Annotated in this window: 12 protein-coding genes; all 12 read right to left on the minus strand. The window is 26.6% G+C overall.

Annotated elements, in window-relative coordinates; all coding sequences use genetic code 4:
- Window position 1: 1 nt before the first annotated feature.
- Complete coding sequence (locus EXC37_RS03160; protein WP_029892115.1) at window positions 2–8,071, minus strand: ABC transporter permease; 8,070 nt, start codon at window positions 8,069–8,071, stop codon at window positions 2–4.
- A 115-nt stretch (window positions 8,072–8,186) separates the two neighbouring features.
- On the minus strand, window positions 8,187–10,271 hold the full coding sequence (gene ftsH, locus EXC37_RS03165) for an ATP-dependent zinc metalloprotease FtsH (protein WP_029892114.1): 2,085 nt from the start codon (window positions 10,269–10,271) through the stop codon (window positions 8,187–8,189).
- Between the two features lie 43 nt (window positions 10,272–10,314).
- Entirely contained in the window at window positions 10,315–11,208 is an 894-nt protein-coding gene (gene tilS, locus EXC37_RS03170) for a tRNA lysidine(34) synthetase TilS (RefSeq protein WP_029892113.1), read from the minus strand.
- Entirely contained in the window at window positions 11,171–11,746 is a 576-nt protein-coding gene (pth, locus tag EXC37_RS03175; protein WP_006608353.1) for an aminoacyl-tRNA hydrolase, read from the minus strand. Before pth ends, tilS begins: the two co-directional genes overlap by 38 nt.
- 80 nt (window positions 11,747–11,826) lie before the next feature.
- Window positions 11,827–14,934, minus strand: a complete 3,108-nt coding sequence (locus EXC37_RS03180; protein ID WP_029892112.1) for a type I restriction endonuclease subunit R — start codon at window positions 14,932–14,934, stop codon at window positions 11,827–11,829.
- A 3-nt stretch (window positions 14,935–14,937) separates the two neighbouring features.
- Complete coding sequence (locus EXC37_RS03185; RefSeq protein WP_129693848.1) at window positions 14,938–17,436, minus strand: restriction endonuclease subunit S; 2,499 nt, start codon at window positions 17,434–17,436, stop codon at window positions 14,938–14,940.
- Window positions 17,437–17,454: 18 nt separating this feature from the next.
- A complete protein-coding gene (locus EXC37_RS03190; RefSeq protein ID WP_129693849.1) occupies window positions 17,455–19,773 on the minus strand; it encodes a restriction endonuclease subunit S in 2,319 nt (772 codons plus the stop codon).
- Window positions 19,774–19,788: 15 nt separating this feature from the next.
- Window positions 19,789–19,974, minus strand: a complete 186-nt coding sequence (locus tag EXC37_RS03195) for a restriction endonuclease subunit S domain-containing protein (protein WP_029891734.1) — start codon at window positions 19,972–19,974, stop codon at window positions 19,789–19,791.
- 383 nt (window positions 19,975–20,357) lie between these two features.
- Window positions 20,358–21,002, minus strand: coding sequence for a restriction endonuclease subunit S (locus EXC37_RS03240; protein ID WP_197722247.1), 645 nt, complete (start codon window positions 21,000–21,002; stop codon window positions 20,358–20,360).
- Window positions 21,003–21,004: 2 nt separating this feature from the next.
- Complete coding sequence (locus EXC37_RS03205; RefSeq protein ID WP_129693850.1) at window positions 21,005–22,156, minus strand: restriction endonuclease subunit S; 1,152 nt, start codon at window positions 22,154–22,156, stop codon at window positions 21,005–21,007.
- A 136-nt stretch (window positions 22,157–22,292) separates the two neighbouring features.
- Window positions 22,293–23,870 (minus strand): type I restriction-modification system subunit M, encoded by a 1,578-nt coding sequence (locus tag EXC37_RS03210; protein ID WP_029892050.1) that lies wholly within the window; start codon window positions 23,868–23,870, stop codon window positions 22,293–22,295.
- Between the two features lie 116 nt (window positions 23,871–23,986).
- Window positions 23,987–26,101 (minus strand): ATP-dependent DNA helicase, encoded by a 2,115-nt coding sequence (locus EXC37_RS03215; protein ID WP_029892049.1) that lies wholly within the window; start codon window positions 26,099–26,101, stop codon window positions 23,987–23,989.
- Between the last annotated feature and the right edge of the window lie 233 nt (window positions 26,102–26,334).

The raw sequence follows: 26,334 nt of genomic DNA on the forward strand, positions 1-26,334 counted from the left end.
ATTATCCTTTCAATAATTGGATGGCTTTAATTTTGCCAATTGAATATCAAGTAGCTAAAGCAGTTAATAGGAAGACAATAAATACCACTGCTGAAACAATTAGAACATGGAATCATTTTAATGAAAACATTAAAACAATTGATCCTGCACCTAATAAGAAGGCATTAAATAAGTAAATCATTAATAGAACTGCTGGAATAGCAATTAAAATTGAAATTAAAATGAATGGAATGAATATTGAGAAGAACATTTTCAATTTTTCTTTTTCTGAATAACCCAAAATAGATCAAATGGCGATATTTTTTTGGTTTTCACCAATCATTAAAGTTGAAATAATTACTAAAATTGTAAGTGAAATCAATAATGTTATTCAAATAATTCCAATTGTTACACTATTTACCGTTGATCCTATTTGATTGGTAAATCCGACTTCTATATCTTTTGAATCAATAGTTTTTGCTAATAACGAATAGAAAGAATCATTATAGTTGCTAATGAATTTTTGAATAAAGTTTTTACCATTAGCTTTATTTAATTCATAGGTATTTTGAATATTTTCTACTCTTTCATTAGGATCTAAGAATTTAGATAATTTTGCTTGAGCAAATTCTTTGTTTGCTCCTGTTTTAAGGATATTTTGGACAAATAATCCTTCTTCTGGATCAAATAATTGACCATACACTGCTTCAACTAGATTATCGTCCACATTTTCAGTTAAAATTGGTCAATAACCACTAAGTGAGTATAGTGATGCAGAACCAAGAATTTGAACTGGAACTTCTGAATTAGTTAATATTCCATTAAATGGTTCATAACCTTCTACCCCTTGTGCTAATCTACTTAAGCCTGTTAATTTGTTTGCTACTTCTTGTGTGGTAATTAATTCGTCACTAATATATGTTTCATTAATACCAACAACTTTAAATTTGTAACTTTCTTTTTCTTCATGTTCAAGGTAAGTATCAATATATCTATTAACATTGTTTTTAATTTGAACATTTAAAATTGATCCAACACCAAGATTTCTTTTTTGAGCCACCACTTGATTAATAACTAATGGATAAATCGTTTCATTTTGAGTATCAAAGTTGTATAAAACTTTTGATAAATCATTATTAAAGAAGTCAACTAGTTTAATAAATCTACTATTTTCTTTATAACCATAAATTTTGCCATAATTACTTTCAAGATAAGTATAAGTTTCATCATTAAATTGATCAAAATATGTTCCACTAAAACTTATGTAATAATCATTTACTGTTGGTCCAAAATATTTAGCATGATCTGCTGATCAATGTCTTGCTTCTGGTAGTCCTTGTCAGTTTTCTGGCTCTTTTGAAATTAAATTAGGATTTGCTCTTTCTGCATCAATTTGTTTTTGAATAGCTAAGTAACCTTCAACTAAGAATTGACGATATGCTGTTCTATCTGCAGTTGTAATTGAAATCAAATCATATGCAGATCCATTTCATTTCATAAATCTAAATTGTCCAAATTTATCTCCTGGCGCAATGTAGTATTTATAGAAACTATGTTTATCTTCAGGATCTTCCTTGTTTGCATATGTTAATTCATAAGTAACTGGATCTTCATAGAAAATATAAGTTTTACCATCAATTTTTTTATTGTTTTGAGTTTTTTCTAATTGTCATCCTACACGATTTCTAATTGCGTCAATTCTGCTTTTTTGCGTATCAGGCATTAAGTTATATGAAACTTGTCAAGGATTAAGTGAAATACTTGAATCAACATTTATATCTAATGAAAACTGAGTAAGAATGTGTGGAGCAAATGGTAATGGGTTACCATTTAAATCTCCAGTTCCATTAATTACTGGTGATCTTCCTGGAGCAAGATAATTTTTTAATTCAGATTGTGCCTCAGCAGATATACCAATCGGTGTATAAATAAGATCTTTAACATCATTTGTGTTAAAAGGACGATAGATATCACCTTCAACAGTTGGAGTAGTTAAATCCAGTTTAAATTTGTATGAACGATTTTCATAAGTACGATTTATTGTATTACTAAATACGTTTCTATTAGCTACACCAAAAAGCGAAGCAGATGTAACCAAAATTATGCTTATCATGAATGAAACTAGTTTTCATATACCCGTGTAAGCCAAAACGAATGAGAAACGTTTCTTAATATTTAATCTACTTACATATTTATAGTAAATTCAGAATCCTTTTTGTTTTGGTACTAAAGTATTTCCAGTAATTAAATCTAATGGTTTAGTTTGCAAGGTTCTTAAAGTTACAAGATAAATAATTGCAGAAATAATTAGGCATGGTGTAATTACGGTAAAAATTGCAGCTATTGGATTAAATCTTAAGGTATTTTTTGGCAGTGTTCAGTAAGTTGAAAAAGTATCTAGCACAACAAACTGTAACTTATTGCCTATGATGTATCCTAAGATACCGCCTAATACAGCAGTTACTATTGCAAAAGCACAAAGAGATAAACCAATTTGGCTTGGTGAATAACCTTGCGAAACTAAAATACCAAGAACTTTGTTTTTTGAAGCAATATATCTTTTAATAACAAATACAACCGAAAGTATAGCTAGAAAACTAAATAGCAATACTAATCCTGTGGTTGCAACCGAAATAGCTTTAATAACTTTTACAATCGCATCAATTCTTAAGGCTCTTTCAGGGTTAATTGGATCAATTTCGTTGGTTAAAAATACTCTTTCAAAATTGTTATTTGAAGAAATAGCATTATTTACAACTTCTTTTAAATTCTCTTTTAGAACTTCATTAGATTTAGTTGTTGAATTTTTTACCAATAATACAGATTTAACAACGTTTCCACCATAAGCTTTTTGAATTCTTTGGAATCCTAAAGTATTGACATAAACTAAGGCTTGGTTGGTTGTATTTACTTGTAAATTATTTTCATCAATGACAGGATACATGTAATCAACTGTAGTTTCTTGACCCACTATAATAAATTTAAGTCCATTGATGTCTAACACATATTTAGAATCTAAATTATTTACAAACTCATTTATTAATAATGGATTATTTGGCACTTCACCTGTGTAAATTGCCTTATTGTTGCTTGCTAAATAGGCAAAATTAACTTTAGCAAAGTATGATCTTGGATTATTGAATGCAAATGAAGAATATTGTGTTTTTTGACTAATTGATCTAACAGCATCATATAATAATTCGTTAAATTTAAGTCCAAAAAAAGAAGGAATATCTAAATTTTTATAATATTCAAATTGTAAGGCATCTAAAAGAAGATTTGACTGTTGACTAACATCTAAAGGTGGATAAGTAAAATCAGCATCACCAACAACATCACTTAAAAAGTTATTAAATAACTGATATTCTTTTGTTTTATGATTGGTTAACACTTCTAAATCATTTAATTTATTTAAAACTAAATATGCCAAATTACCATTGATTAATTCAGTATTTGTTGTTTTCTTCTGAACTGCTAAATAAGAAATAGCAATTTCAGGGAAAGTAAGTCTTAAAATAGGATTAAGAAGTGAAGAAGAAATTCCAATAAATTCTAGTTGTAATGAAGGATTTATTTGATTTGCTAATTTTAAGGCTACATTTTTTATTGCAAAGAATTCTTCTGTAGATAAGTAATTTTTAATGAAATTATTCACAGTTTGATAATAAGCAGACAATTCTGGTTTATTAGGATCTTGTGTACTATACTTGGCACTCTGCCCTATAAAACCTAATTGAACGATCAACATTAATTTATTTGATAAAACAAAATCTTTAAATTTCGGATTATTGTCAATTAACTCTTTTACTTGTGAGTTAATAAATTCACCATTTTCATTTAAATCAAAAATATTAATTCTTGAAGGTTCATATAAAAATTTACTAATTGCATAATTGGTTGAAGAAGTAAAAGGAATATTAGCATTAGGTTCATTTTCTTGTGATAATTTTAAAACTTCAGGATTAATAGCAAATTTTAAAAAGTCGTCTACAAATTTATTTGTCTCTTCAAAAGTTCCATCAGTTTTACTATAGAAACTTATATATGGTGCAAAAAGTGAAAATGAACTTGCTCCTAAACTATAAGAATCTGAAATATCGGTTTTAATCAATTCTTCAATTGTTGATTTTAAAACTAATCAGGTTGCTGAACCTGCGTTGTAATCTTTTAAATCTTTTAGTAGATCTGAACCAGATTTATTTTCAAGATTTTCAATAAATCTATTGCCGCCTTTAGTTTGATCAATAAATTTTTCAACTAAAGCAATTTTATCTAGTAATAAAGATTTATCTACTACAGGTTCATTAGTTAAATATTCTCTTGTAAATTTTCTTAATTCATCATTAAGAGAGGTAATTTTAATTTCACTATTGTTTGAGTTAGTAACTGTGTTTTTTAAATTGTGTAATGTTTTCTCAATTAAATAATTAGTATAAGTTATCTTTCCATTTTCAGAAGCATTTGTTGTGCCTGAAAACCCTTTAATCAAGTCAAATAATGATAATTTATCTTCATCTTCAGCTGGCAATCAAATACTTTCATCTCCAGATTGAATTTCACTTGTTTTTGATGAAAGATTGAATAAGTTTACAATGTTAGATTTAAAAGCTTTACTTGATCCAGATGCACTAAATAATGATTCTGTTAATAATCTATATCATGTTTTATTATCAATTGAATCTAGTGCAAATTTAAATACATCTACTTTTACTCCTTGTGGAGTTTTATATTCAAATTCTCAGTTTACAAATTTAATTTTTGATGCACTGTTTAAGGCTTGTTTAAAGTAATCTAGGTCAATATTTTTGATGATATTCTTTAATGAATCTTTAACATTAGAGTAGCTTCCGTCTTTATTCTTATCAATTTTTGGCAAAATGTTTTGAACTAAATTTAAAACGTTTTGGTTGTCTTTTAAAAGTTCCTTAAAAATTGAATTATCTTCTAGTGAAAATAATTTACCAAAATCTACACTATCAATTAAATTAGTCAAACTTTCTTTTAATGAAACAGAATCGATTGATTGAATAAAGTATTTTAAGATAATTGAAGCTGTTAATTTTTGTGTATATTTTTCACCATTATAAATAAGATCTTTATCGCTGTTTGTTCTATATCATTCCAATCATTTGTCAGTAAATAATTTAACATCAATAGAATCTAGTAAATTACTCAATAAATCAAAAATTTGAATTGGATCATTGAATAGATTAATAATTGAAGCTACTAATGGTTGTTCTTTTTGCTCTCCGCCTGTTAAAGCAGCAAAACCTTTCAATAAATTATTAACTTGTTCAATTAAATAAGCTTTTTGTTCTTCAACTGTTGTTTTAGTTCTTAGTTCTGTTTTGATTTTATTGAAAACATCTTTAAATAAGGCTTTAACTAAATTTCCAGATGGTTCTGAAGCCATCTTATTTAATAAAATAGCCCCCATTTTTGGTAAAGTTGAATTATCTATTTTTCCCGAAATAAACACTCTTGAAAAATTAATTTCATCAAGTGCCACTTCAAAAACGGGCATTAATTTATAAACTAGATCACTTGATAAAAATCCGCTTTTAACAATGTTTAAATTTAAGAGAATTTTTTCCATTACTTCAATCAATGGTCTAATTTTTTGAGTTTTTACAATTCTTTGAATAATTTCGTTATTAATTGATCAAAAACTTAAAGGAACATAGATTGAATTATTTTCTCTAATCACTCAACCATCTCCATCTGTTTTTAAAAATTTTGTATCATAGGTCAAATTATTTTTTTCTATTCATCTAGCAACAAAATTTAAATCTTGACCATTGATTGCTTTATCATCTAAATAGACTGTTCTATAGATAATTTGATCATTTTCAACTATTTTTTTAACAAATTTAACTAAACCTTGATCATAAAAAATACCTAAATTTAATTCTTCATAATTAGGAATTTTTGAACCATCAATATTTTTCTTAGGATCAACATATTTATTTAATCAATAGACTTTTGTTTGACCTAAATAAGAAGTTTTATCTAATGTTGGTTGATAATCAACTATGTTAACAAAAGAGATATTTAGAATAGCATAATTTTCATCAACATATAAATTATTTGCAATTAACTTGGATAGTTCACCTGCAATGAAAGGTGGAAATTGATAATCATTAAAAATAGTTCTTTCATTATTGTGGAAATTATTCAAAATAGTTGGATCATAAACTTCTTCGTATAATTTTCCAACATTTAATTTCACGCCTTCAACTATGTTATTATCATCTCCTGTATCAATGAAGTGAAACACATTTTTAGCACCATCTTTGTTTAATCCATCGACAGTAATAGTTTTTTTAAGGCCAATGTTATCTTCGCCAACAAGATTAATCGCACCATCTACGATAGTCTTTTTAGTAATTCTTAATGCTGCATCTTTAATGATGTCAAAACGTTTTTGTTGAATTCTTTGTTCATTAATCTCATTATAAAAAGCAATTTTGTCTTCTTTCAATTCATCTCTTAATTTTGGATTATTGAACAATTCTATTTCTTTAATACTTTTTGCATCATTTTCTTCAATTTTATAAGCATTTCTAGAGCTATCATCAATTGGCAGTTTTCTCTCATCATTGGTGTAAAGTTTCAAGAATTCACTTTCCATGAAATTATAATTAGCACTTAATGATACTTCAGCAAATTTTGAATTTAAAACCTCACTAGAAATTTCTCATTGTCCATTATTTTGAACATATTTTTTTCATGTTTCAACTTTTCTTTTCTTTCAGTAAGAAAAGGTTTCTAATTGATCTCACAATTCATTACGATTTGCAGCATTAACATCACCTAAATTTTCAATAAAAGTTCTGTATGAACCTTGTCATTGTTTTTTTGCATCATTCTTATCAACATATGAAATGTAGTAGTTATATCTCAAAAAAGATGTTTCATCTTTTTTATTTACAATTAGTGATTGATCCAACTGATATGACTGGTTATTTTTTAAAAATAGTCGCACAATTTCTTGTGTTCTTAAATCCTGATCAAAAAATAAACTTGCTACAAAAGATGGTTGTAGTTGTGTGCTTTCAGCATATTTTTCTTCTTGAGTTGCGTTTTGATCATAAATTAAAAAATTACTTAAATCCTTAGTCTTTTCAGTTAAAGTATAAAAATTATCACTTTCATTGATTTTATTAAAACCTAAATAATTTGCAAGTACTTGGGGTTCAATTTTAACTCCTATTCCCTTGCTAATTCATTCATTACCTATTGCAAATTTTAAAGTAACTTCTTTTGTAAGTAAATTAACAAATGCTGCACTTACTTGTGAAGCGTATATATTATTTTCATCGCTTGTAATTTGCAATATATTTCCTAAATAATAATTTTGATCAAAATTTAAAGTTGCAGAATTTTCAAGTCTAATATCCTTAGTTGTTTGAACATAATTTCCCTCTGCATCTTGTTTGTATAAATTTATAACTCAAGTACCATGTGTCGCTTCAAAACGTGGATTATTTATGTCATCTAAATTAAAATTAACACCAGAATCACTATTTTTTGAAAGTCTATAAAAATTTAATAAATCATCTTTTTTGAAATATAAATCATTATTAGCATTAATTTGGCTAATATCAGTGCTTTGAATTAAATTAAGTGGAATATAATCCTCTTTTAAGTGTTCTAAATAAAGAATATTTTCTCCGTTTTGATCATTTAAATATTCTTTAATATCATTATCAATTGTTAAAGTGCTATCAACATGTTTTTTTCATTCTTCAAAAGCTGTTGATTTAAAGGTTTTGTCATAGTTAATGTGATATTCAATAGGTTTATAGAATCTTTCACTAAAAGTTCTGTTTTTTAAATCATCACTACTTTCACCATTAACAAAGTATCCTTGATTATATGCATTACCTGATGATGGTATGTTAAGATCAACTGTGGCGTCATGAAGAACAGATACTTTCTTGTAATTTTCAAAACTTCTTACCATTGAACTTCTAACACTTGTTAGAAGAGTAAAAACTGCTGAAGTTAAAAAAACTAAAATACTTAGTCCAATTACCACAACTTTATTTTTAGTTAACGATTTAAAAACTTCTTTGAATAATCTTCACATCTTCTGCTCCTTTTAATACTAAGATTAAGTACTAATAAGTATAAAAAATAAAGGTACTAACATTATATAAGATAACAAAAATAAAAATATAGCGATTTTTTCTCGCTATATTTGGTTATTTTTCTTCTTGATTTTTAGTACTTTCATCTGTTTTTTCTTCAGTTAAAAGTTCATCAATTGAGTAGTGTTTATTCTCAAAACGTTCTGTTTCTTTTTTAGCAGGCAATTCTAAGTGTGTTGCAATGTATTCAATCTCTTCAGCCACAATGGTTTCTTTTTCTAATAAAGCAGTTTTAATTAATTCAAGTAATTGCATATTAGCTTTAATTACTTCAACAGCTTTACCTTCAGCTTCTAACATAATTTTTCTCACTTCTTCGTCAATTTCGTGACCAATTTGTGGTGAGAAACCAGCTGATTTAAGATAATCTCTACCTAAGAATGGTGAACCTTCATCTTTTTCAAATTGAATTGGTCCTAGAGCTGACATACCTCACTCTGTTACCATTTTTCTTGCAATTTTGGTTGCTTTAGCAATATCATCACTTGCACCGGTTGAAATATTATCTTCACCATAAATAATTTTTTCTGCAGCTCTACCACCCATAAATGAAGTAATCATTGCAATTAATTCTTTTTTAGAAGCATTGTATTTTTCTTCTTCAGGTGTCATTAAGTTATATCCGCCAGCTTGACCACGTGGAATAATGGTAATTTTTTGAACTTTATTTCCGCCTGGCACTTTAAGACCAACAACCGCATGTCCTGCTTCATGATAAGCTACCATTGTTAATTCTGATTTAGTAATTACTCTATTTTTCTTTGCAGGACCTGACATAACTCTATCAATTGCTTCATCAATGTCAGTTAAATCAATTAAATCATGATTTTGTCTTACTGCTAGTAATGAAGCTTCATTAATTACGTTCTCTAATTGAGCCCCTGAGAAACCAGGAGTTCTTTTTGCAACTTTTTCTAAATTAATATTTGGAGCAAGTCTTTTACCTTTAGCATGTAATTCTAAAATTTCTTTACGTTCTTTTACATCAGGCAAACCAACAGTAATAGTTCTATCAAAACGACCTGGACGTGTTAGAGCAGGGTCTAAAACATCTGTTCTGTTAGTTGCAGCAAAGAATAAAATACCATTATTTTCTTTCATTCCGTCCATTTCAACTAACAATTGGTTAAGAGTTTGTTCACGTTCATCGTGACCTCCTCCCATACCAGCACCACGAGTTCTACCAATTGCATCTAACTCATCAATAAAGATAATTGCTGGTGCATTTTTTCTTGCTTCTTCAACAACTGTTCTAACTCTTTTTGCCCCTAAACCAACAAACATTTCCACAAAGTTTGATGCAGAAATAAAGTAGAAAGGAACATTTGCTTCACCAGCTGTTGCTTTAGCCAATAAAGTTTTTCCTGTCCCTGGAGGACCACCTAATAAAATACCGTGTGGCATTCTAGCTCCGGCAACTTGATATTTCTTAGGATTTTTAAGATAATCAACTATTTCTTGAATTTCTTCAATAGCTTCTTTGTTACCTGCAATATCTTTAAATGTTTTGTCACTTTTTACTTTCTTTGCAGGATTTTTGTCTTCTCCAACAGTTCCCATCATGTTCATGCTTCTTTTCATCATGCCTCTGAATAATAGTCACATAATGACAAGAAAAATTAAAGTAGGAATCATTGAAACAATAATGTTTGTAAATACTGAATTATTTTGTACTGGAAGAGGCACATAATAGAATGAAGGAGAAATTACATCAGTACCATGTGTACCTCCTGTAGCATAAGTAAGCACTGTTGAATAAACAGTTTCAGGACTTCAACCATTAAGCGAACTTACTAATGTTCCATTTAATTCTCATCCTTTAATTGCTTCTGAAGAACCAAGGAGAGAAGCTAGTCCACGACCAATATTGGCTTGAAATAATCCAACTATTCTTCCTTCGCGAACAAATTCATAACTTACAGTACCTATGTAATTATCAATTTGCAGTTTTTGTAAGTACGTGTTATCTGTATTAGATTTTAATGCTTCAAGTAATTGATTATTAAAACCTTGAATATTTATAACTTGTGTTGACTGTGTAAATTTTGAAATTACAAAATACAAAGTAACACCCACGATAAGAAGAATTAATAAAACTAATCAAGTTATATTTTTTCTTTTATTCTGTGTTTCGTTCATAAAGTTCCTTTCTTTGTATTAATTCAATAATTATATTATTATTTTAAAAACTTAATTTACCTTTATTTTTGATTAAATATAGGTTGTTTTTTAATAAAAATTTGCTAGTTCGATTAGATGAAAGAATAAAATTTTTAATGTTTTCTAATTTTCCGCTGCTTAAATTCAGATCTTGAAATTTTTGATGTAAAAGAATTACTAAAATTTCAATTTTGTACTTTAAATTTTTAAAATAATTTTGTTCATAAGATGTTTTTTTTCATTCTTGTAATTCTTTTAACGCTTTTTTATAGATTTTTTGGGTTATTTTGTTTTCTTTGTTGATTTGTTTAATAAAGCTATTTTTTTCTTTTGAACTTCACTCTTTTAGTTTTAATCTAATTTTATTTCTTGTTGTTATAGGTAGTTCATTCGTGTAATCGAGATGATAAGGCAAATTAAATTTTTGACAGTATTCTAAAATTTCATTTTTAAAATATTTTTTTATAAAAGGTCTATAAACAAGCATATTTTGCAAAAGTGTTTTTTCTTTAATTCCATAAAAAAATAATTTTTTCTTTGCGTCTTTTTGCATTATCGTTGTTTCCAAAAAATCATCCTTATGATGTGCTAACAACAATTTTTGACAATTATATTTATCATAATTTTCTTTAAAAAAATCATAACGATCACAGCGAGCAAGTTTTTCAAAATTTTCTTTTTGATATCTCTCATCAGTATGATAAAAAAAATCTTTTTCCAAAAAAAGAATTTGATTTTCTAAACAAAATTTTCTGACTATTGCAACATCTTCATGCGAATCATTTCGATAGTTATAATTAACTGTGTTAACTATTAAATTTTCTTTTTTATATTTTTTTATAGCTCAATAAAGCAAAAACATTGAATCAGGACCACCACTAATTCCCAGTAATATTTTTTTTCTTTCTGTTGACATTGAATTTATCCATTACTACTTTAATATCATTAAAAGCAAAAGATATTGCTGCATCTGCTGCAACATTTGCCACTTCTTCAAAAATTGGCATTTCTTCAAGAGTAAAGTTTGATAAAACATAATTTCTCAAAGGTATAGTTCTACTGCTTCCTATTCCTATTCTTAGTCTTTTGAATTCATTATTATTTAATTGAACTCTCACACTTTCAATTCCATTATGCCCTGCAGATGAACCACCAATTTTAATTGCTGCTTGACCTAGTTCAAAATCTTTTTCATCATAAATAACAATTACATCACTTGGATTAATTTTGTAAAACTGGCAAAGATTTTGCACAAACATTCCTGAATTGTTCATATATGTTTCTGGTTTGGCTATTATTAAATCATCTGTGAGAACAAATCTACCATTAAATTTTTCTTTATTTAACTTTAAATCTAGTTTATTAAGAATTTTATCAATTACCAAATAACCTGCATTATGTCTAGTAAACTGATATTCTTTACCTGGATTTCCTAAACCTACTATTAATTTCATTCTTTAATTATATTTAAATATGTTTAGTATTTGAATTTTTTTAATTTTTTACAAAATTAATAAAAAAACTAAGTTTTAACCTAGTTTTTAATTCTATAAGCATCAGCAAATCTTTCAAAATGTTTTTGAAATAATTCATACGCTTTTTCTCTTCTTGCAATTCTTCCATTTGGTCCAGAATCAGTGATTCTTCCGCCAACTATTGCGCCTAATTCAACTCCTGTTTCTTTAACATATCCTCTTCTGAAAGAATCTTTCATAAAAGCAATTGCTTTTTCTTCTCTATAGTTATTTTGTTTAATTATTTCTTTTAACTCTTTCTCTTCTCATTCCATTACATATTCTTTTCAAAGTTGATTAATATCATCAGGTTTATGTCCCTCTACAATTTTTGATTGAAATAATTGTGCGAATCCTTTTAATAAGTCTTCTTTACTTCTTAGCCCATCATTAGATTTAATATATGGCATCAAAATTTCTCTTAAAGTTTTTGAATAATCTTTGTATTTAAGAAGATCTTCAGCAACTATTTTATTGATTGCAAAGGCATCGTACTCATTTTGTTTTAAAATTTCAACTTCAAATTCAATATTGTATTTTTCTTTTTTATCTGGATATGTTCTATATTTTTCTTTAAGATCAAGATATCAACTTTGATAATTTTGGCGTTCTCTATTTTGGAAAATACGATTTTCTTCTAAATAAAATTCATCAAATGATTTAAGAATTGTTTCTAATCTTAAAATGTATCCAAATTTTTTAATAAAATCAATTTCTTGTTCTTCAGTATTCTCATTGTTTTCAAAATTTTCAAGAGGATATTTTTCTTTTAGTTCTTGAATACTTGTTTTATAACTTGGATTTCATTCTTGAGTCTGAAGTCTTTCATTTGTTACTCAATATCCATCTTCAAAAAATTCTTTAAATGTTCTTATTAAACAAATATTTTCTACATCTTTATTACCAAACAACTTTAGAGCATTTATTGTTGATTGTTCTAAATCTCTAAAAGCCACTATGTTTCCGCACGGTTTAGATGAATTGTAAATTCTGTTTGTCCTTGAATAAGCCTGGATTAAATTATGATAATCTAGTTGTTTATCGATTCATAAAGTATTTAAAGTTGGAGCATCAAAACCTGTTAAGAACATGTTACATACTAATAAAATATCAACTTCTCTTTTTTTCACTCTTGTTGAAACGTCTTTATAGTAATTTTCAAAAGATTCACCATAAATTGAAAATTGAGTAGAAAATTGTTCGTTGTAATCTTTAATAATTTTTGCTAAAAATTCTTTGGCTGATACATTTAATCTATCTATATCAAAATCTTGATCAATATCCTCTAAAAATGCACTACCGTTAATTAAATCTTCATCATTAGGTTCAAAACTATAAATTGAAGCTATTCTTAGACTTAAATTTTTTTCTTTAATTTGTTTTTTAAATTCTTTATAGTAAAGTTGAACCGCTTTTACAGATTGAGCTGCAAACATTGAATTAAAACCAAATGTTCCGTTTTCTCTCATAGTTTTACGATCAAAATTGTCCAAAACATAAGAAACAATTGTTTTAATTCTTTTTTGATCGTCATAATAATCTTTTGTTAATTGCGAAAACGGCACTGTTTGATCAAAATTTTTAACTAGAGTGTTATATTGAACATTGAATTTTAAAACATTTCCATCTGCAATGGCATCGGCAATTGTATAAGTATGTAGTAAATCACCAAAAATTAATTCTGTTGTAAGATTTAAAATCTTGTCTTTACTATTACTGTTTGTTGAGAAAATAGGTGTTCCAGTAAATCCAAACATAATGTGTTTTTTGAAAAAGTTTTTAATTTTTCTATTTCAATCACCGTGTTGTGAACGGTGACATTCATCAAAGATGAAAACAATTTTTTTATCACCTAATTTTTTATCCTCGTTTGACTCAATTAATAAAGAAAGTTTTTGAATTGTTGTAACAATTACCTTGTTTTTTGGATCACTGCTTTGTAGAGCCTGTCTAAGAGCATTCGTATTTCTGCTTCCTGTTACGCACCCTTTCTGAAAACGTTCATATTCTCTAATTGTTTGATAGTCTAAATCTTTTCTATCAACTACAAACATTACTTTATCAAGTTCATCAATATTTTTTGCCAATTGCGCTGTTTTAAAGGAAGTTAAGGTTTTTCCTGATCCTGTGGAATGCCAGATGTAACCCCCTCCTAAAGATCTTCCTTGATGTTTTCCTAAAAGGATAGGGTTCTTTAGTGCAACTTTAATTCTGCTCAAAATTTTTTCTGTCGCGGCTATTTGATATGGTCTCATGACTAAAAGGTTTTTTTCTTCAGTGAAAACACAATATTTAGTTAAGATGTTAAGAATAATTCTCTTTGGAAAGAAATAATAAGTGAAATCTTCTAAATCACTAATTCTATTGTTTTTAATATCTGCTCAATAACTAGTAAATTCAAAAGAATTCAAAGTTACTTTTTCACCCGAATTTAACACTTGTTTTTGTCTACTGTCTAATGCTAATTTTCTTGTGGTGTTTGAATAATATTTGGTTTGTGTGCCATTAGAAATTACAAAAATTTGAATAAAGTTAAATAATCCAGAGCCATTAAAAAATGATTTCTTTTGATAACGTTCAATTTGATTAAACGCATCCTTTAAAGAAGCACCTCTTCTTTTCAATTCAATATGAACAAGTGGTAAACCATTAACCAAAATAGTAACATCATAACGATGCTTGATTTCTGAATTATCAACATATTGATTAATAACTTGAATATTATTATTGTTTAAATTTTCCTTATCAATAAGCATTATATTTTTAAAATTAATGCCATTTAAAGGTTTGTCCAAATTCAATACAAATCTATCGTGCATTTGAATTTTTTCTGTTTTTTCAACAATTGTGTCTTTTTCATTTGCTATAACATCATTATAAAAAGTCTTTCACTCATTATCGGTAAACGAAAAATTATTCAATTTTTCTAATTGAATTCTTAAATTATTTTTCAATGCATCTTCATCTTTAAATTTTTCGTGAGTGTATCCTAATTGTTCTAAATCTTTTATGAAATAGTCTTCTAAATCTTTTTCACTTTGATATTCTTTAGATCTTTTTTCAATAGGCTCAAATAATTCAACAATTGTGCCGTTTTCTCCAATAGATAAAGGGTTTATCTTAATCATCTTTTACTCCAAATTTAATAATTCATCTATATAGTAATTATATTGTTTATTTATCAATTTGATTTCTTTTGGTAATAATCCATTAATTTCATTAATATACTTCTCAAATTTATCTAATTTATAAGCAATTTCTTTTTGTTTATAAATAGGAATAATTGGAATTTTAATTTTTGAAAATTCTCCTATTAATAATGTTGATCTGCCACTTCCAATAAGCGAATATTTAGGAGCATTAAGTTTTAAATAATGATAAACAAATTTTGTATCTACTAATTGATTATTATTTTTTAATATCCCGCATAAATGAGTTATTGAAAATTTATCATTTCTATAAAACACTGTTCCTGCTTGTCCATACATTGTTCAGGTGATATATTCACCATCAAAATCATAAGTATTTATTTTGCCTATTTCACCATTATTTAATGTTTGCGCAGAATAAATTGGATATTTCGCATCATTGATCATTTTAGTTTTTGGGATAATTTTTCCTGATTGAACTATAAACAAATCTTTTACAGATAAATAATTTGTCTTGTTTGAATTTAAAGTTTCAATTAACAAATTAAGAATTTCTATTAGTGTTAATAGATGCTCTCTCTCTCTCTCTCTCTCTAGATCGAGAGATAATGTGCCTTCAGCAAATGAAAGAAGTTTATCGCGGTAATATTCGTATTGTTTATTGCGTGCTTCTAGTTCAGCGGGGAGGCCATTTTGAAGATCGTTAGTTAATTCATTAAAAGTGTTTAAAATATTGACAATTTGATTCTGAATATTTAAATTTGGAATTCAAACTTTTAAATTATTTATTACATCTTTAGATAATGAAGGAATACCTGCGCCTTGTTTTTGCTCCATTAAATATTTTTCATTGTTCTTTAAAATAAAATAAAGATATCTGTTTAATAATTTATTTTCATCTTTTGAATTAACTATATAACAGTGTGAACTAGCTCAAAATGGTGTTGTTATTCAGTCAACATATCCAACTGACCCACCCTGAGCAATAGTTATTTGATTAGCTTCTTGATTATATTTATCGTAATATCCAGAAGGCGAAGTTCCGCCATTTATTACTGGATATTGTCCGTTTTCAATCATTTCTGTTTTATTTAATTGAACACCTTTAGTAATTTCAATATAGTTTTCTATTCTTTGATTTTCTGAATAATTGTAATTTATAGCTGATTTGGTTAAATCATTTACTATAAATTCAATCAATTTTAATAGATGCTCTCTCTCTCTCTCTCTCTCTAGATCGAGAGATAATGTGCCTTCAGCAAATGAAAGAAGTTTATCGCGGTAATATTCGTATTGTTTATTGCGTGCTTCTAGTTCAGCGGGAAGACCAATGTTTAGATCCTGACAAAGCATCTCAAAATTATCAAGAATGTGAACTATTTTTTCTTGCAGTTGAAGAGAAGGAATTATTAGTTTAATATTTTCTAAATCTATTTTTCTTAACCCTTGTAAAGTAGATCCTTGTAATAAATTTTTATAAATATTTTTAATCTTTGATGTTTCTAAAACATATTTTAGATATTTTCCCAAAATAATTTCTGTATTTGGCTTTAATGAATATAAACTCTCGCTTATATCTCAATTATTAGGGTCTTCATTAACTATTGCTATTTTTCCAATTGTTCCAATTCCAGAAAATAAAATATCTCCTTTTTCTAGTTTAGATCTTTTATTTATTATTGTTTTTGCATAATCTGATATTTTGTCTGTTTTCTCATTAAAAATTATTTTTCCATCATTTATATCTTTAGTAGTCACATAAAAATTGTTAGAATCATCTTCATTTAGTTTGAAATTATTTCTAGGATTCAAACCTATAGAAATAGATTTAACAACATCTTTTAATTTATATTCATTAAAAAGGGATTTTTTGGATAGTAAAAGATCACGGTAGTAGTCGTACTGAAGAGTTCGCGCCTTCAGCTCCGCCTTCAGCTCCGCCTTCAGCTCCGCTGAAAATTGAGTGAAAGTATCTAAAATTTCTGCAATTCTTTTTTGTTTTTTAATTGAAGGTAATTGAATTTCGAGATTTTCTAATTCTTTTTTGGAAATATTGAATCTTGTAACACCGTTTGCAAATGATGATATTGTTTTTCTAATGTAATAACTTCTGAATAAATGTTTTATATAGTTTACATCAATTAAAGACAAGTCATTAAATCTAAAACCAAAACAAAAACTATTAAGATAGATATCTTCTTTTGGAATAAAATTAATAACTGAACTCATTCCTGCTTCTTCTCTATTTTCAGATGAAGTTGTGAATAGTAAATCACCATACATAACTTTATTTTGATTCTCACCATCTTTTATATAAACTGTTTCTAATTCATCAATTTTTATAGAAGGGTTTTGATTTACATTTAAAAATGTAATATATTTTTTATTCCCATTTATAAAATCATTTTTGGTTTTTGATTTCAATCCATTAAAGAAAAATCCTATTTCTTTTAACTTGTATTTTTTTATATCAGATTTCATTTTTTTACCTTTAAGCGATTACAATATTTTTTCTTTCCAATAATTATAAAGTTTTTCAATCAATTTTATTTTTTCAGGTAATATGCCATTTACTTCATTGATATACTTTTCAAATTTATCCAATTTATAGGCAATTTCTTTTTGTTTATATAATGGTATTATTGGAAATTTGACTTTGTATATTTCATTTGTCATAAACATTTGTCTACCGCTTTTTTTAATTACATAACTAGGCACAACTTGCCTTAAATAATGATAGGCAAATCTAATATCAACATTGCTATTAATTTTTTTGAGTAAGCCACAAACATTTGTGGCGCTAAATTTTCCTTGTCTATAAAATATCTCACCAGCATAACCATGAATTGTTCAACTTAAATATTCACCATCAAAATCATATGTGTTAAGTTTTCCCATTTCTCCGTTATTAGTAACTTGTGCTGAATATACAGGATAAATACCTTCTTTCACTAATTCATTTTTAGAAATTATTCTTCCGCTTTTCGCTATAAATAAATCTTTTACGGTTAAATAATCATTTTTATTTAAATTTATACTTTCAATGAATAAATTAAGAATTTCTATTAGTGTTAATAGATGCTCTCTCTCTCTCTCTCTCTCTAGATCGAGAGATAATGTGCCTTCGGCAAATGAAAGTAGTTTGTCACGATAATATTCGTATTGTTTATTACGTGCTTCAAGTTCGGCTGGAAGACCATTTTGAAGGTCGTTAGTTAATTCATTAAAAGTGTTTAAAATATTAACAATTTGCTTCTGAATATTTAAATTCGGAATTCAAACTTTTAAATTATTTATTACATCTTTGGATAATGACGGAATACCTGCACCTTGTTTTTGCTCCATTAAATATTTTTCATTGTTTTTTAAAACAAAATAAAGATATCTATTTAATAACTTGTTGTCATCTTTTGAATTAACTATATAACAATGTGCACTAGCTCAAAATGGTGTTGTCATTCAATCAACATATCCAACTGATCCACCCTGAGCGATTGTAATTTGATTAGCATCTTGATTATATTGATCATAATATCCTGAAGGCGATGTGCCACCATTGATTACTGGATATTGATCGTTTTCAATCATTTCTGTTTTATTTAATTGAACACCTTTAGTGATTTGAATATAGTTTTCTAATTTTTCATTTTCTGAATAACTGTAGTTTATAGCTGATTTGGTTAAATCACTTACTATAAATCCAATCAACTTTAATAGATGCTCTCTCTCTCTCTCTAGATCGAGAGATAATGTGCCTTCGGCAAATGAAAGTAGTTTGTCACGATAATATTCGTATTGTTTATTACGTGCTTCTAATTCAGCAGGGAGGCCTATGTTTAAATCTTGGCAAAGCATTTCAAAATTATCTAGAATGTGAACTATTTTTTCTTGTAGTTGAAGAGAAGGTAATTTTATGATTCAATTTTCTATATCTTTTGAATAAACATGGGAAATTGATCCCGTTGTTTTCAATTTATATATATCATTTTGTTTATTTTTAAATCAATGATACAAATATTTTTGATTTAAATTAGAGTTATTGGATTCTACTGTAAAACAGTCTAATGCGTATATTTTTGTTTTTCAAAAAGCAACATACCCGGCACTTCCAGAAGAGGTTATTGTAATCATGTTTTCTTTTCTATTAGATTGATTAGTTCATCCCGACTCTTTTACGCCACCTGAAACTATGGGATACTTATTACCTTTTTCTGGTTTTAAAGAGGTTGAACCCTTTTGAAATAAAACGACATCTTTTAATTTATATTCATTAAAAAGAGATTTTTTGGATAGCAAAAGATCACGGTAGTAGTCATACTGAAGGACTCGCGCCTTCAGCTCCGCCTTCAGCTCCGCTGAAAATTGAGTGAATGTGTCTAAAATTTGAACTATTCTTTTTTGCTTTTTTATTGGTGGCAACAAAAGTTTTCAATTTTCTATATCTTTTGGATAAACTTGTTTTAGAACCGTTCCTACTTGTTTATTTTTGATTGCATTCTGTTTGTAATTTAAAAAATAATAAAGATATTTTTGTAAAAGTACTTCGTTATTAGATGTTTCAATAGTAAAACAAGAATCTGAAACAAATATCGGCATTTCTCAAAATAAAACTTGTCCTGCTGTTCCAACACGAGAAATTGTTATAGCATTTTTCTCTCTGTTTGATTCATTGTGATAAAAAGAAGGTTTGACTCCTCCATTTATTACTGGAATATTGCCTTCTATTGCTTTAGATTTTGTTAGTGGAGTTCCGCGCTTAAATTTAACAACTTCTTTCAATATAAATTCTTTATAATGAATTTTATCTAATTCTTTCATATCTCTATTTTTTCCTTAATTTTTAATTGAATATTTTTCTCTCAAATAATTATAAATTTTTTCAATTAATTCTATTTCTTTTGGCGACAATCCATTAATTTCATTGATATATTTCTCGAATGTATCTAATTTATAAGCAATTTCTTTTTGTTTACAAATAGAAATGATTGGAATTTTTATTTGTTCAAAAACATTTGGCATCAATTTGTAATTATTATTTGCTTTATTTACATAATTTGGTGGAAAAAAGTTTTAAAAAATAGTATGCAAATTTCAAATCAATTAAATTATCGTTTTTTCTAGAAGACCACAAACATTTCTAATATTAAATTTTTCATTTCTATAAAAGATTGTTCCTACTTTCTTTAGTTCCATCTGTTGTCCAAATTATATATTAACCATCAAAACCATAAGTGTTTATTTTACCTATTTCACCATTATTGATTGTTTGAGATGAATATACAGAATAAGAATCGTTTAAAAGCAATTGATTTTTAGATATAACTTTTCCTCTTTTAGCTGTAAACAAGTGTTTTACTGGTAAAGAATTTTTTTTATTTGAATTTAAAGTTTCAATTAATAAATTAAAAATTTCTATTAGTCTTAATAGATGTTCTCTCTAGATCAAGAGATAATGTGCCTTCGGCAAATGAAATTAGTCTATCACAGTAATATTCGTATTGTTTATTACGTAATTTTAATTCTGCGGAAAGGCCATTTTGAAGATCGTTAGTTAATTCATTAAAAGTGTTTAAAATATGAACAATTTGATTCTGAATATTTAAATTTGGAATTCGAACTTTTAAACTATTTATTACATCTTTAGATAATGAAGGAATGCCTGCACCTTGTTTTTGATCCATTAAATATTTTTCATTGTTTTTTAAAGCAAAATAAAGATACTTATTTAATAATTTATTTTCATCTTTTGAATTAACTATATAGCAATGTGCACTAGCTCAAAATGGTGTTGTTATCCAATCAACATAACCAGAAGAAGTTCCTCCTTGAGAAATTACAATATTATTTGCATTTTGATTATATTGATCATAATATCCTGAAGGTGATGTGCCACCATTGATTACTGGATATTGACCATTTTCAATCATTTCTGTTTTATTTAATTGAACACCTTTAGTAATTTGAATGTAATTTTCTATTTTTTCATTGTCCGAATCATTGTAATTTATAGTGGATTTGGTTAAATCACTTACTATAAATTCAATCAACTTTAATAGATGCTCTCTCTCTCTCTCTCTAGATCGAGAGATAAGGTACCTTCGGCAAATGAAAGAAGTTTATCGCGATAATATTCGTATTGTTTATTACGTAATTCTAATTCTGCGGGAAGACCTATGTTTAGATCTTGACAGAGCATCTCAAAATTGTCAAGTACATACGCTATTTTTTCTTGTAGTTGAAGAGAAGGAATTATTAGTTTAATATTTTCTAAATCTATTTTTCTTAACCCTTGTAGAGTAGATCCTTGTAATAAATTTTTATAAATATTTTTAATCTTTGATGTTTCTAAAACATATTTTAGATATTTTCCCAAAATAATTTCTGTATTTGGCTTTATTGAATATAAACTCTCGCTTATATCTCAATTATTAGGGTCTTCATTAACTATTGCTATTTTTCCAATTGTTCCAATTCCAGAAAATAAAATATCTCCTTTTTCTAGTTTAGATCTTTTATTTATTATTTTTTTTGCATAATCTGATATTTTGTCTGTTTTCTCATTAAAAATTATTTTTCCATCATTTATATCTTTAGTAGTCACATAAAAATTGTTAGAATCATCTTCATTTAGTTTGAAATTATTTCTAGGGTTCAAACCTATAGAAATAGATTTAACAACATCTTTTAACTTATACTCATTAAAAAGAGATTTTTTAGATAGCAAAAGATCACGGTAGTAGTCGTACTGAAGGACTCGCGCCTTCAGCTCCGCCTTCAGCTCCGCTGAAAATTGGGTGAAAGTATCTAAGATTTGAACTATTCTTTTAATTTCTTCATCGGAAGGTAATTCAATTTCTAAATTTTCTAAATCTCTCTTTGATATTACAAATCTTTGACTACCTTGAGAAAGTTTATAAAAAGTTTTTCTATATTTTGCACTATTGAATAAATAATGCAAATATGAAGCAACAAAATAATTTGGATTAAACAGTCTAAATCTCATTAGATGATAACTATAAACAACATTTTCTAATTCATCAATAACAACAGCTGTTCTTACATTATCATCTCTTGTTTCCGAGCTTGGAGTAATCATTAAATCAAATTTTTTTATACTACAATCTAAAATTTTTTTATTACTAGCAGTAGTTTTCATTGATGGAATCACAGAAGTAATTTTTGGATTCTTATAAACGTCCATATAATTCAATAAAATTATTTCTTTTTCTCCATTTACTATTTTTTATCAACTCCTGCGGAAGATAAAATGCCCAATTCTTTCAAAAGAACTTTTTTTGTTTTAATATTCATTTTTAAACCTTTATAAAAAACGAAAATTAAAATTCTCTTTCAATTTCTGCAATAATTTTGTCAATTTCAGCTCTTAAAACTTCTTGTCTTGCTGTAATTTCTTTAATTTGTGCATTTAAAACTTTAATGTCAATAACTTCTCTTTCATCTTTTTGTTCGACAAAAGTTGAAACAGTTAATTTGTAGTTATTTTCTTCGAGTTCTTTTAATGAAACTAGTTTAGAAAAGTATTGAATTTCTTTTCTGTTATGGTAAGCATCATAAATTTTTTCAATATGTTCTGGCATCAAGACATTTTTAGTACTTACTTTGTTAAATTCTTTGCTTGCATCTATGAATAAGACGTTGTTGTCTTTTTTATTTTTCTTAAGAACCAAAATAGTTGTAGCAATACTTGTTCCATAGAATAGATTATCTGGTAATTGAATTAATGTATCAACATAGTTATTAGAAACAAGATATTTTCTTATTTCTTGTTCTGCTCCAGCACGATAGAAAACACCAGGGAAACAAACTATAGCTGCTGTTCCATTTTCTGCTAAATGATGCAATGAATGCATAACAAAAGCTAAATCAGCTTTTGATTTAGGAGCTAATACACCTGCAGGCGCAAATCTTTCATCATTAATTAAAACTGGGTTATCGTTTCCTTCTCAAGAAATTGAATAAGGAGGATTAGACACAATAGCATCAAAAGGTTTAAATTCTAAATGCAGTGGTTTTAATAAAGTGTCCCCTCTTCTAATTTTGAATTTATCAAAGTTAATGTCATGTAAAAACATATTAATTCTACATAAGTTAAAAGTTGTAATGTTTATTTCTTGGCCATAAAATCCTGATGCAATATTTTCTTTTCCTAAAAGTTTTGCAAATTTTAAAAGTAATGATCCTGAACCACAAGCTGGATCATAAACACTATTAATACTGTTTCTTCCATCTATAGCTAACTTAGCTAAAAGTTCTGAAACTTCTTGTGGAGTAAAAAATTCTCCTCCTGATTTTCCAGCTTCTTTTGCATACATCGCCATTAAATATTCATAAGCATCACCAAAAATGTCAATTGTGTTATCTTTAAAAGAACCTAAATCTACTGAACCAAAAGCATCTAAAATTGAAATAAGTTTTTTATTTCTTTCTTCGACTGTTGAACCTAATTTGTTTGAATTGAAATCTAAATCGGCAAATAATCCAATAAAATCTTCTTCGCTTTCTGTACTTTTTGCAGAATTTTCAATTGCATTAAAAACTTTTTGAAGTGTTTCATTTAAGTTGGGGTTGTTTTCTGCATTTTTTCTAACATTTTTAAATAATTGACTTGGATAAATGAAAAAACCTTTTTCTTCTATTAATGTTCTTTTAATATCATCATTATCTACATCTTCATCTTTCAATAGAGAATAATCGTCTGTTTTATTTCCGTCTGAATCATAGTTTATATGATTTTCAAAATTTTCTGAGATAAAACGATAGAATAAAAATCCTAAAACATATTGTTTAAAATCTCACCCTGTTACTCCGCCTCTAAGTTTATTAGCTACTTGTCAAATAACTTTGAACAAATTTGCTTTTTCCTGATCTCTTGTTGCCTGTTTGTTTGTTTCCATGTCTTTTCCTTCATATTACTTCATAATGTTTATTTTAATTATTTAATTATACATTTTAGCCAAATTTAAAAAATTTTGTAATTTTACAAAAAAAACGGAAAAATTAAATTTTGTTTTTATTTATTTTTTATATTTTTTCCTAATATTTGCAAATTTGTTTCAATATTTAAATTATTATTTTTATCTTCTATTTGAGTTTTATAAAGATGTAAATTACCTAAAATCAATAAATCTTCTTTTGCTCTTGAAGTGGCCGTATAAATCAATTTATTGTTCAACATATGTTTATACTTTGAAAAAACTGGAAAAATAATTGAAACTGCTTCTGAACCTTGAAACTTATGCACACTAATTGCATAAGCAAGTTTTAAGTTTTCTTTTATTTCTTTTAATTCATATTCAACATGTTTAGAATTAAAGTCTATAATAAAGTTTCCTGCATCATTTAAGCCTATAAAATAGCCTATTTCGCCGTTAAAAACATCTTTATCATAGTTATTAACTATTTGAATAACTTTATCATTTAAAAATAATTCTCCATTGTTAAAAAATACCGGGTAAGAAACTGAATTTGGATAATAATTATCAATATATCATTTTTGTAAAATTTTATTTGTTTCATCTATTAAGGAATTAATTGGAATTAAAACCATTACATTATCTATTCCATATTCTGCTACTTTTTGTGAATAATATTTCGTTATATTTGTTGAATATTTTCCAATTTCTAATTCTTCGAATTTAACTGATTCGCTAGACAATTGAGGAAATTTATTAGATTTAATGTCTAAGAAATAATCCACTATATCTTTCTTATCAGTTCGATAAATTTCATCAAGAATAGTTGTATTAAAAATTTCTACATTAATTAAATCCTCCAAAAGATTTCCCGGTCCAATACATGGTAATTGGTAAGCATCACCTAGTAGAATTATTTTTTTTAATTTTGGACATGAATTTAATAAAAAATTGAACAAATTAATCTCAACCATTGAAAATTCATCAATAATTAAAACTTCAACATCTTTTTCATTTGTATCAATGAAATTTAATTCTTCTGCGTCTTTAATTTTTAAAAAGCTATGAATAGTTCTTGCATCAATATTTTTTGATGTTATTAAATTAACAGCCGCTTTACCTGTTGGAGTTAAAACCTGAATTTTTTTCTCGCTATAGTGGTTACTTAATTCTTCAAAAATTTTACTAATTAAATAAGATTTTCCCGTTCCGGGAAAACCAGAAATAATTGAAACACTACTTTCCATAGCTTGCATAAAAGCTTGTTCTTGTTTTAAAGAAAGATTATTTGGTTTATTCTTCGGTACTATAAATGAATTTTTTTTATTAATTTTGATTAAAGAATTTAAAATATTTTCTTCTTTTTTAAATATCTTTGTTGTTGTTAATTTTTGTAATTCATCATAGAAAATTAAGTCACCTTGAGCAACTAGTTTTGCTACAGTATTATTTATTCATTCTATATTGCATGCAATATAACGATTTACAAATTCTTCTAATTCATCTATTTTATAAGGAATTAAAGTACTATTATTCATAAAAGTTAAATCAAAATAATAAAGAATAACTGACTGTAAAATCCAATCTCTTTTTAATTCATTAAAATTATCGGCATACAATGAAATAGCTAATTTATGTATTTCATTAAACGTAATTCCAAAATTAAAATATAAATCATAGACATTTGTGTTTTTTAGTTCTTCAAGAAAATTATTTTTATTCAAAATTTGTTTAATTTTCTCATATAACAAAGTTAAACCTTTACTTACAAAAAAAGAATATGTTTCATTGTTAAATTTTTCTAAAAATAATTTTAATTCTTCGACTACTTTTTCTTTCAAAATATCAGAATAGTAATCATTATTTTCTATATTTTTTAATCAATCAACTCCGTATTTTTCTTTAATCTTTGTTATTGTTTTAGGTCCTAAACCTTTAACTTCATGTACTACAATTGACTCTAACTCCATTTCGCTCATTTTAAGAACTTCCAAGGAAATAAGGTTATAAGTGTTTCTCTGAGAATTAAAATTACACTCAATTAAATAAGAAGTAACAAAATCAATTGATTGATTCTTTAAATAAACGGGAATTAAATCATTTTTGGTTTTAAATAAAGCAAATGTATACTTTCAATCTGCTTTTTGACCACCACTTAATATTTTTGTAAATTTTCCTTCGAATAAAAGAATCTCTTGTTCTTGATTTGTCATATTTTTAATTATAGAAAATAATAAATTTAATGTTGAAATAAACTTAATTTTCACATTTTAAAAAGATGTTTTCCACATGCATATTTTTTTAATGTTTATTTTTGTTTAAAAATAACTTATTCTTCTTATCTATAGGTATTTTTGTTGTGGATAACTTTGTTTATAACTAAGTTTAAAAAACATTTTATAAACAATATGTGATTAATTTAAATTAAGTTTATTAATATTAGTGT

This window comes from Mycoplasmopsis columbina, assembly GCF_900660685.1.
In the GTDB taxonomy this organism is placed as follows: domain Bacteria; phylum Bacillota_I; class Bacilli_A; order Mycoplasmatales; family Metamycoplasmataceae; genus Mycoplasmopsis; species Mycoplasmopsis columbina.